The 9524-nt window shown below is 71.0% G+C and carries 10 protein-coding genes; 3 read left to right on the top strand and 7 right to left on the bottom strand.

All coding sequences use genetic code 11. The features are described from left to right. Together CM1CMNOD_RS20060 and CM1CMNOD_RS23795 are read right to left on the bottom strand one after the other, a co-directional pair. Nucleotides 1-251 (bottom strand): TadE family type IV pilus minor pilin (locus CM1CMNOD_RS20060; protein ID WP_013875420.1); only part of this gene is annotated, 251 nt, incomplete at its 3' end. 16 nt (nucleotides 252-267) lie between these two features. After that, a complete protein-coding gene (locus tag CM1CMNOD_RS23795) occupies nucleotides 268-522 on the bottom strand; it encodes a DUF4244 domain-containing protein (RefSeq protein WP_050803615.1) in 255 nt (84 codons plus the stop codon). Here CM1CMNOD_RS23795 and CM1CMNOD_RS23435 point away from each other — a divergent pair. Then, on the top strand, nucleotides 437-634 hold the full coding sequence (locus CM1CMNOD_RS23435) for a hypothetical protein (RefSeq protein ID WP_165001777.1): 198 nt from the start codon (nucleotides 437-439) through the stop codon (nucleotides 632-634). The two genes, CM1CMNOD_RS23795 and CM1CMNOD_RS23435, sit on opposite strands and share 86 nt — an antisense overlap. A 292-nt stretch (nucleotides 635-926) precedes the next feature. Here the strand turns inward: CM1CMNOD_RS23435 and CM1CMNOD_RS20070 are convergent, their stop codons facing one another. The 5 genes from CM1CMNOD_RS20070 to CM1CMNOD_RS20095 all read right to left on the bottom strand — a co-directional run bounded on the left by CM1CMNOD_RS20070 (nucleotide 927) and on the right by CM1CMNOD_RS20095 (nucleotide 7314). After that, complete coding sequence (locus CM1CMNOD_RS20070; RefSeq protein WP_013875422.1) at nucleotides 927-1976, bottom strand: type II secretion system F family protein; 1050 nt, start codon at nucleotides 1974-1976, stop codon at nucleotides 927-929. Further along, nucleotides 1973-2884 (bottom strand): type II secretion system F family protein, encoded by a 912-nt coding sequence (locus CM1CMNOD_RS22020; protein WP_165490503.1) that lies wholly within the window; start codon nucleotides 2882-2884, stop codon nucleotides 1973-1975. The genes CM1CMNOD_RS20070 and CM1CMNOD_RS22020 overlap by 4 nt, the downstream gene beginning before the upstream one ends. A 191-nt stretch (nucleotides 2885-3075) precedes the next feature. After that, nucleotides 3076-4488, bottom strand: coding sequence for a TadA family conjugal transfer-associated ATPase (locus CM1CMNOD_RS20085; protein ID WP_013875424.1), 1413 nt, complete (start codon nucleotides 4486-4488; stop codon nucleotides 3076-3078). Further along, entirely contained in the window at nucleotides 4485-5600 is a 1116-nt protein-coding gene (gene ssd, locus CM1CMNOD_RS20090; RefSeq protein WP_013875425.1) for a septum site-determining protein Ssd, read from the bottom strand. The genes CM1CMNOD_RS20085 and ssd overlap by 4 nt, the downstream gene beginning before the upstream one ends. 529 nt (nucleotides 5601-6129) lie before the next feature. Then, nucleotides 6130-7314, bottom strand: coding sequence for a hypothetical protein (locus CM1CMNOD_RS20095; RefSeq protein ID WP_013875426.1), 1185 nt, complete (start codon nucleotides 7312-7314; stop codon nucleotides 6130-6132). 589 nt (nucleotides 7315-7903) lie between these two features. Between CM1CMNOD_RS20095 and CM1CMNOD_RS20100 the strand changes: the two genes are divergently transcribed. Then, complete coding sequence (locus CM1CMNOD_RS20100) at nucleotides 7904-8398, top strand: phage holin family protein (RefSeq protein WP_013875427.1); 495 nt, start codon at nucleotides 7904-7906, stop codon at nucleotides 8396-8398. A 178-nt stretch (nucleotides 8399-8576) separates the two neighbouring features. After that, entirely contained in the window at nucleotides 8577-9491 is a 915-nt protein-coding gene (locus CM1CMNOD_RS20105; protein WP_013875428.1) for an alpha/beta fold hydrolase, read from the top strand. Nucleotides 9492-9524: the final 33 nt, after the last annotated feature.

Below are 9524 nucleotides of genomic sequence, written 5' to 3' on the forward strand. Positions count from 1 at the left end.
TAGTTACGCCCGGCCCAGGTGCGGACCATTTCGTCGGTTTCTCCGCGGGCGGCGGCCCGGGCGCCGATGCGCGCCGCTTCCGCACACCGCGCCTGCACCGACACGGCGCTGACGACCCAGATCGCGATCAGCAGGACAAGGACCAGGGACGGTATCGCGACCGCCAGTTCGGCTGTTGCCTGGCCGCCGTCGGAGGTTCTTCGCCCCCGGTCGCGGCTCGTGCCACGACCGGGGATCCGCAGGCCACACACTGGCTCGGCCCGCCTGTCAGAAGGGGGCGGACAGCGCCTGCTTGACCAGGTTGGCAAGCATCGTCCTGGTCGCCGAACTGTTGATCACCGCATACAGGACGGCGGCGAACCCGACCGCGGCGACCGTACCGACCGCGTACTCGGCGGTCGACATTCCCGCGTCGTTCCTTCTGTCGGACCGGGCCGTGGCCGACACCGCCCGGCTGCTGGTCAGCTGCCGGCGCGAGGCATCGGTCGTCGACCGCGTGAACGCTACGATCAGCAGTATCATCCACCGGATGACAAGAGAATGTATGACGGGAGACATTCTCGATGAGCGGGGCGGGGTCATGGCAGGCGGCCTCCAGTTCGGTTACCGGCATGCGGTGGATGCCCGCTCGTAGGCGGGACGGGGAGCTTCGCTTTCCTTGATGATGGGGCGTTGACAGCGATTCTGACGAGGGTGGATACCGTCCTGTGGAAAACCCGCTGTTGTCCACAGGACGGCCGGCTGCCACTTGCCTGATACGAGAGCAGTGTTCTGGGCTCGGACAGGAGCGGGTTGGTTGCGGCGGTCGTCTCTTCGGCTTCGTTCCTGCCCTTTCTTGTGGTTGGCCTCGGAAGTTTTTTCGAGGCCCGGGCGGCCTGCGCGAACGGAGCAGCGGCGGCCTGGTGACACGGCCATCGGAGAAATGATCATGGCAGTGTCAGGGCCGAGCCGGCTCCCATCACGACCGGTACGACCCCGAGCGCGACGAAGGCGGGCAGGAAACACAGGCCGAGTGGTGCCACGGCGGTGACTCCCGCCCTGCGAGCCGCGGTCAACGCGCGTTCCTGTCGTCTGGCGCGGGTCTGGTCCGCCAGCCGTCCCAGGGCCGCGGCCAGGCGGGCGCCGGACTCCTCGCTGCGGTGCAGCGCCCGTGCGAACGCCGCGATCTCGTGGGCCTCCGCCGTGGCCGTCGGTCGGCCGAGTCCGCCCGGAGCGGGCCCGACCGGGACGAGCCTGGTCCACCGTTTCGCCGCAGGCCTCGAGGAACTCGGCTCGGGGCCGAGCAGCCGGCCGCAGGCTTCCGCCATGGACGCACCGAGACGCAGGCTGCGGCTGACCATGCCCAGTTCCGTTCCGAGCGGGCCGCCGACAGCGCCGGCCACGATGTCCAGAGCTGCCACGATGGGCGCACCAGCCGTCAGGCAGGCCGCGATCAGGTCGAGAGCCAGCGGCAGATCCTCGACGAGACGTGCCTGCCGGCGCTGGGCGTCCTGATCCGGTATGGAGGCCAGCAGACGGGCCGCGATCATGCCCACGATGATCCCGACGGTCACGCCCACCGGGACGGGCAGGATCACAGCGGGCCCGAGGCCGGCTGCCGCGCTGAAAGCGGCTCGTCGCAGAGTCGATCCGGTCACGTTCGGACGCCATCCACCGGTCATGTGCCCACCGGCTGTCAGACCTGTGGACGTACGGCCGGTGCCCACCGCCCCCGCGTCCGCTGCCCGCTGTTCGAGGGAGCACCGCATCGATACGGCGGTCGTACCGGAAAGCGGGCGGAAGGTGGCGACACGACGTCGTACATGGTCACGTAGTGTCGTTGTTCCTGTCAGCCAGGATGCTGACGCCATACACAGTGTGGCAACGGTGAGCAGGATCTCACGGTGGGAGAAGGCCAGCGTTCCGGCGGTGAGCGCAAGCGAGGTGTGCGGCGGCCCGTCGACGATCGACGGCTGCCGCGGCGGTTGGACAGTCATCGGGACGGCCCCTGTGGTGGTTGGAAGTAAGCGGCTTCCTTGCGATCGCGCATGCCTGCGTCGCGGTTATCGGCCACCTCGGTGAGCCGGTTGATCCAGGCCAGACCGGCGAGGTCGAGCGCCAGACCGACGACCAGACAGAGCCCCCCGGCCCGAGTACCCAGAAGAACCGTCAGCGGCGAGACACCGAGCAGCACGCCAAGCGCGATCCCGGCGACGGGCAGGGACGCGACCAGCCGCCCGGAGGCCCGCGGCCCGGCGAGCGCCGTGGCGACCTCGCCGTCCCGCTCACGCTCGGCGCGCACGACGGCGGCGAGCCTGTTCGCCAGCGGAGCCAACGGGATACCGGCGTGCTGACTCACCCGCCATGCGGCCGCAAGCTGACGCAACGTCGACGCTTCACACGCCGCGAGCGCGACGGCCGGGTCCGTCCGGCGGGCGAGCGCGATGCGCAGCGCCAGCGGGTCGTGCATGCGTACGCCTCTGCCGGCCGCACTCCGGCGGCCGTGACCAGGCGCGACAGGCTCGCCGAGTTCGCCGAGTTCGCCGAGTTCGCCGAGTTCGCCGGGTTCGCCGGGTTCGCCGGGTTCGCCGGGTTCGCCGGGTCTGCCCGGCTCGCCGGGTCTGCCCGGCTCGCCGGCAGCGTCGTCGACGGCCGCCCGCAGGGCTTCGTCGGGCCGCCGGCCGGCCTCGAGCTCGGTGGCGAGCGCAGCGATGATCTCCTCCGCGTCTGCCCGCTGCCTACCGCGCCACCGTCGGTCCGCGGCGCGCCGCAGAGCCCGTCGGAACGTCACGGCGCAGACGACGCCCGTGCCGGCGGCCACCGGGCCCACAAGCACACCGACAACGGCCGTCCCCACCAGCGCGACCGCCACGGACAGCCAGGATCGGCCGGCCAGCCGGGTCACCGATCGTGTCAGTCGGTGACCCGGCGCGTTCGGGGCGCGGCCTGACGTATCACCGGTTCCGCGGCCCTGCCGGGTCCGCTCCGGTCGTGTCGTGGCCACCGCGCGGACCCGGGGCAGATGTCGCCCGATCGGCCCGGCGGCCAGCGCCGCGGCACCGGCGCAGCAGCCGGCGGCAAGTGCCACGGCCAGCATCACCGACCGCCGGTGGTGGCGCGGAGCAGGTCGGGGCGCGGCCCGCCACGCTCGGCGAGCATCCGGTCGAGAATCTGCGCCCCGGCCCCGCCCACGACGACCTGGGAAGCGTCCAGGTAACTGCTTTCGTCTCCGCGGCCGTGGCCGTTCTCAGCCTCTCGAGGGTCACGTGACGGCGGACGCCGACGTAGGCGCAGAGCGTCCAGGACGTGCACAAGCCCGCTCTGGTCGCGGAAGAGCACGCCGATCTCGCTCAACCGGCGAATTCCGTCATGATCCCGCCTGACGTGGACGATGGCCTGCACCGCCGAGGCGAGCTGGCTGTGCAGGGCCGCCCGGTCCAGGCCCGCGAGCGCGGCGAGTGCCTCCATCCGGGCCGGCAGATCGGCCGCCGCGTTCGCGTGCACCGTGCTCGGCCCGCCCTCGTGGCCGGTGTTGAGCGCGACCAGGAGATCCACGACCTCGGCGCCGCGGACCTCGCCGACGACGATCCGATCAGGCCGCATCCGCAGTGCCTGACGTACCAGATCCCGCAGGTCGATACCGCCCGCACCCTCGATGTTCGGCGGCCGGGACTCCAGACGGACGGCGTGCGCCAGGTCCACGACGAGCTCGGCGGTGTCCTCCACGATCACGACTCGGTCGGCGGGGTCGACCCGCCCCAGCAGCGCGCCCACCATGGTCGTCTTGCCCGAACCGGTGCCGCCGGTGACCAGGGTGGCCAGCCGGCCCCGCACGAGCGTGTCCAGCACCTCGGCCATGGCGGGGGCGACCGTACCGGTCGATACGAGATCGTCCAGGGTGAACGGGCGCGGCCGCGGGATCCGCAGGGACAGGCAGGTACCTGTGACCGCGACAGGCGCGAGCACGGCGTGCAGGCGGGTGCCGTCGCCGAGGCGCGCGTCGGTGAACGGGGTCGCGGCGTCCAGGCGCCGGCCGGTCGCGGCGGCCAGCCGGACGGCGAGCCGGCGTACCGCGTCGTCGTCGGGGAAGGTGATCCCGCACCGTTGGAGGCCGCTGCCGCGGTCCACCCAGACCTCCGCTGGCCCGTTGACCAGGACGTCGGTGACGAAGGGGTCGGCCAGCAGCGGCTCGAGCGGGCCGGCGCCGACAAGCTCGGATTCCAGCGACCGGTAGAGATCCAGCGAGTCACCGTCGGCGGGGCCGGTTTCAGCTCGGACAGCCGCCGCGATGCGTGCGGACGTCATCGCGCCATCGGAGTCGACCAGCCGCCTACGGATCCCGGCCAGCAGATCCTCGTCGGGGCGCGGGGTGTCCGCGGTGCCGGAGGGGATGGCGGCCGGTGGCGCTGAGGAGTGTTCCGGTCCCCTCCGCTGGCCGGTGGCGTGATCGTGGGAGCGGTGCGGCTCGGCCCCGGGCGCGGAGCGCTCGGCGGCGGGATGCCCGTTCACGCTGCCACGTCCGAACGGGCCAGGCCGAGGCCGTCGAGGATCTGGCCGCTGACCCGGGCCAGCGAGCTGCGGCGCCGGCCGCCCGGCGGTTCGCCCCGTTCCAGCGCGGAGGCGAGACCCTGGTCGTGTCGCAGAATCCCGGCCACCGGCAGCCCGAGCGCGTCGGAGACGACGTCGGCCTGCAGTCTGGCCGGACCTGGCAGCCGCACGACCACGCGAACGTCGGCGCAGTACCGGTTGACCGTGTCGCACACCCGGCCGGCGGCGGCGACCGCGCGGACCTCGGCCGGCACGACCACGAGGATGAGCTCGGCCATCTGCATGGCCACGGCGGCGGTCAGGTCGGGAAACCGGGGAAGGTCGACCACCAGGAGATCGTTCCCGCGTCGGGCGCCGGTCAGGGCCGAGGTCATGACGGATGGTGTGATCGTCGTCTGGCTTGTCCTGTCCCAGGAGAGTACGGGGAGTTCTCCGAGGGAGGGCAGGGTCCCGGTCAGCGCCCGGCGTGGCAGCCGGCCGTGGGCGGACACCAGATCCGGCCAGCGCATCCCGGGCCGTTCCTCAATGCCGAGGGCGAGGTCGATGCCGCCGCCGAGTGGGTCGGCGTCCACCAGGACCGTGTCGCAGCCACGGCGCAGGGACGCGAGGGTCAGCGCGATCGCGAGACTGGTGGCCCCCGCGCCGCCACGGCCGCCCACCACACCGACCACGGTGCCGTACCGCTGGTCCGGCTCGGTGGCGTCGACGAAGATGCCGATCAGCCAGTCCTCCGCGTCGGGCAGGAAGGCGACGTGCTCGGCGCCGAGCCGGACGGCAGCCTCCCACACCCCGCCGTCGTCGAGGTCGGAGCTGACCAGCACGATGCCCGGGCGTCGAGGGAGCCCGAGCGCGACGCAGGACGGCACCCGGTCGGCCCCGACGAGGATGAGCGGGGCGCTGTTCCAGTACCGGCGGGCGAGGTCGGCGTCGGCGACGGCGTCCACGGTCACTCCGGCCGTCGCGGCGAGCCGTAGGAGATCGTCGAGCAGCGGCGGTTCGTCGGTGACGACCAGCGGCCGGGTGGTCGGCCCGGATTCGGGGGCGGGAATGGGAACGGGCGGTGCGGATGTCATGGCAGGGCCCTTCCGTCGTCGAGTGGCGGGAGCCGTCGGATAGCGGGAACGGACGTCCACCATGACGCACATCGGGCCTGTGGATACTTCGTTCTCCACAGGCCCTGAATATGTTCTAATAAAGGGTTTTTCGGATCGGAAATGATCGATCCACGCCCGATGGCATCGGCAGCCCGCCGATGCCGATCCGCTAATTTGTTGAGGCGGGCTGTCGGCTCGGTGGCCGGGTCGTAGTAGGATTGTCACCGAGGCGAAGGCGTGGCTTGGGTACGGCTTGGTGGCCCGAGCGCGGAAGAGCGAGCATGATACCGCCGGCCTGGGAGTCGTCCGTAGCAGATGTCGCCCGATGCTGGGTGAACGTCCGGGCGCGAGGCCGTGTGATCGAACGTCTGGCAGGGGCGACCCGAACTATGTAACTGTATGTAATTTACATTACTTTAAGCTATTTATGCTGGTCACATGGTTAACCTAGGATTGATCATATTTTTCGATCAGGTAAGGAGGGTACGGCCACGAGACTCCGAGACTCTTAGTTCGCCCGGGCGACGGCCTCGCAGATGGCCAGGGATTCACGGGCACCCAGCTCCAACGCGTGGGCATAATAGATGATCCACTGGCCGACGCCTTCGGCGCCCGCTCCGGCGTAAGCGCGGGCGGCTTCGGCATAGGCGCCGGTGGGCACATTACCGGAGGTCATATTACTGGTGGTTGTATCAGCGGTGGTCACGTCGCTGGTAGCTGTCGCACTGGTGGTGATTCTGTCGGATTCGACGTGGCCCACCTCCGTCGCGGTCACGGCTTTCGGATCGAGACCACGGCTGATGAGCACCAGTCGTCCGGCGGCCCGGGCGATGATCCCGTCGAACGTGCCGAACGGGCGGATGGTCAGCAGCTCGCCTTCCACGATCGCGGCCACGAGGATCGCCGGCGCGGAAGTCCGGGCCAGCAACAGCTCGGTGAGTCCGCCCAGCCGCGCGGCGGTCTCGGCAGGCGAGGGTACTGGCCCCAGGCCGAGGGGGTCCGCCGGATCCACGACGCTCGCGACACCCGTTCCCACGACGGGCGCCGCGGCGGGCGAGCCGCCGGAAATCACCTGCCCGGCGGAACCGGAAGCAGTCGGTCGACCGGCGCGGTCGACGTCCGTGGGTGAAGCGCCCGCGGGTGAGAGGTCCGCGGACGAGAGGGGGTGCTCCCATCCTCTTGGCCGGCCAAGATCGATGTCCGCGACGAGGCCGCGGGCGACAAGCACGTGCATCCGGGCGAGTGCCTGTCGCGGGGCTCGTTCCCAGGCGCCGCGCAGCGTCCCCAGCTCGGCGTAAAGCCGGATCGCGCCGAGCGTGGCGTCGATGCCGAAAGTCCCAGTGGTGCCCGCCATGCCACGGGAGGGTTCGTCGCCCGGCTGCCCGCCGGTCGCCTCGTTCCCGGCGTCGTCGGCGGCGGAGCCCTCAGCCGAAGCAGATCCGGACGCCGTCGCTGGAAGAGCGCGATTCAGATGCGCGCGCAGGGCCTCCAGCCCGACGTCGTGACCCTCCAGGGCCGCTGATGCCCGCGCGGCCCGCAGCGACACCTCGGTCGTCACCGCGGCGCTGCCGCGACGCATGACCCGGTGGCGCAGCAGGGCGTCAACGGACGACCGGGCCGCGGTGACCGCGTCGTGAACGCCCGGTAGGGCGGTGAGCAGGGCGAACGGATCCGACCCGACGGCTGCGGTCATTGTCCGTACGCTACCGGGTCACTTCCGGACGGACATCCGGTCACGTACGGGCATGCTGCCGACCTACCGCGGGTCGCCAGCATGAGGCCGGTCCCGGCCAGGGGGCGGATGGGGACAGGGACACAGGGCAGACGGAAACATCCGCCGGCTGGTTCCGGCCAGGGACGGATGGGCATGATCGTCGTCCGGTCATCATGCCCGCCGGTGTCCATCAGGCCCGGTCGGGACGGCCCGAACCGGCCGGGTACGGGCATCACAACATATCCGGGCCGCGCGCCGACGCCGGACACGGCAGACTGCGCAGAGAACGCTTCTGAAGCGAACGCTTCGGAAGCTCGGAGGCGGTACTGATCCCGGATGTCGCCGGCTCGGGAACCGCGGACCACAGGGAGGCCGACAGCCGTCTCGGACGTTCCGCAACCGCGCTTGACGACCATGGATGAGCGGTGGATGTGTTGGGCTGTTGCCATCGGGCACCATGTGGTGACCTGGACGCTGTCAGGCGGCCCGTGACGCTGTGCCCAGCGCCAAGCGGTAGCCGCGTCCATGTTCGGTGGAGGACAGCCCGTGCCCAGAAGGAGGATCAACGGTGCCGACCCCTACACAGGACCGCCCAACCGGTCGGGAGGCGACGCTCGGTGAGCTTGTCGCCGTTGCGACACGGGACATATCACTACTTGTCCGACAGGAGATCGACCTGGCGAAGGCGGAGCTGTCGAAACAGGCCGTGTCCGCCGGGCTCGGTGCCGGGCTCCTGGCCGGCGCGGCCGGCCTCGGGTTCGGCGCGCTGATCGCGATCACGATCGGGCTTGGTGAGCTGTTCACCTGGGCCGGGGTGGAGCGTTTCTGGTCGTACTTCCTCACGGCCCTGCTCTTTGTGCTCATCGCATCCCTGTTGGCCCTGCTCGCGGCCACCCGTCTGAAGAAGCTGTCGCCCCCGGAGCGCACGCTGCAGACGGTCAGGGACGACATCGCGTGGCTGAAGCATCCGACGGTGATCACCCCCGGTGTGAACCACGCCAGCGCGCACCGCTCCGACGGGCACCCGCTCAGCCACCGGGAGGACACCGTCCCCGTTCGCTGAACCGCTCGTCGAGCCGGCTTGTCAGTCGAGCCGGTGAGTCGGCCCGTCAAAGGCGGACCGGTCGAAGGTGGGCCGGCCCGTCGAACCGGTCCGCTGACGCGTTCCAGCGGACATCCTGGGCCCACCCGGCACGGCGGGCATGCTGCCCCGAACCGGTCGTCTGTCATGCTGACGTGTGATGGAGGCTGCTGTTCCCGAACCCGGCGTCGTCCTTGTGGATGGCCCGTGGCGTCACCGTGACGTGTCCGCGAACGGCACCCGGCTGCACGTGGCCGAACTCGGCGAGGGCCCGCTGGTGCTGCTGCTGCACGGATTCCCCCAGTTCTGGTGGGGCTGGCGCCATCAGCTCACAGGGATCGCCGCCGCCGGCTACCGGGTGGTCGCCGCCGACCTGCGCGGCTACGGGGCCAGCGACAAGCCTCCGCGAGGCTACGACGCCTTCACCCTGTCCGACGACGTCGCCGGGCTGGTACGGGCCCTCGGTGAACGGGACGCTGTGATCGTCGGGCACGACTGGGGCGGCCTGGCCGGTTGGACGACCGCGGCGCTGTGCCCCCGGCTCGTGCGCGGGCTGGTGGTGCTGTCCATGCCGCATCCGCTGCGGACCCGGCACGAGATGCTGGCGGACCTGCGTGGGCAGGGCGTCGCCGGCCGGCATCTGATCACCTTCCAGCTGCCGTGGCGCCCGGAGCGGCTGCTGGTCGCCGACGACGCGGCCTATGTCGGTGAGGTGCTGCGGGCATGGGGCGGCCCGGGCTACCCCGACGCCGAGACGGAGGCCCGCTATCGGGAGGCGATCCGAATTCCAGGGGTCGCGCACAGCTCACTGGAGTACCACCGGTGGGTTTTCCGGTCGCTGTTCCGGCCGGACGGGGCCCGTTTCGCCACCGCGTTGCGCCGCTCGGTGGCCGCCCCCACCCTGCAGCTGCACGGGCGCCTCGACAGGTTCATGCTCCCATCCACCGCGCAGGGCTCAGGACGCTATGTCAGCGGTCGCTACGAATGGAAGCTGCTGGACGGAGTCGGTCACTTCCTCCCGGAGGAGGCCCCGGACGTCGTCACCAACGAGATCCTCTCCTGGCTGACGCAGTGACGGGCTCTCCGTCCGGCCACAGCTTCGGGTCGG

The organism is Protofrankia symbiont of Coriaria myrtifolia (assembly GCF_900634755.1).
In the GTDB taxonomy this organism is placed as follows: Bacteria; Actinomycetota; Actinomycetes; order Frankiales; family Frankiaceae; genus Protofrankia; species Protofrankia coriariae.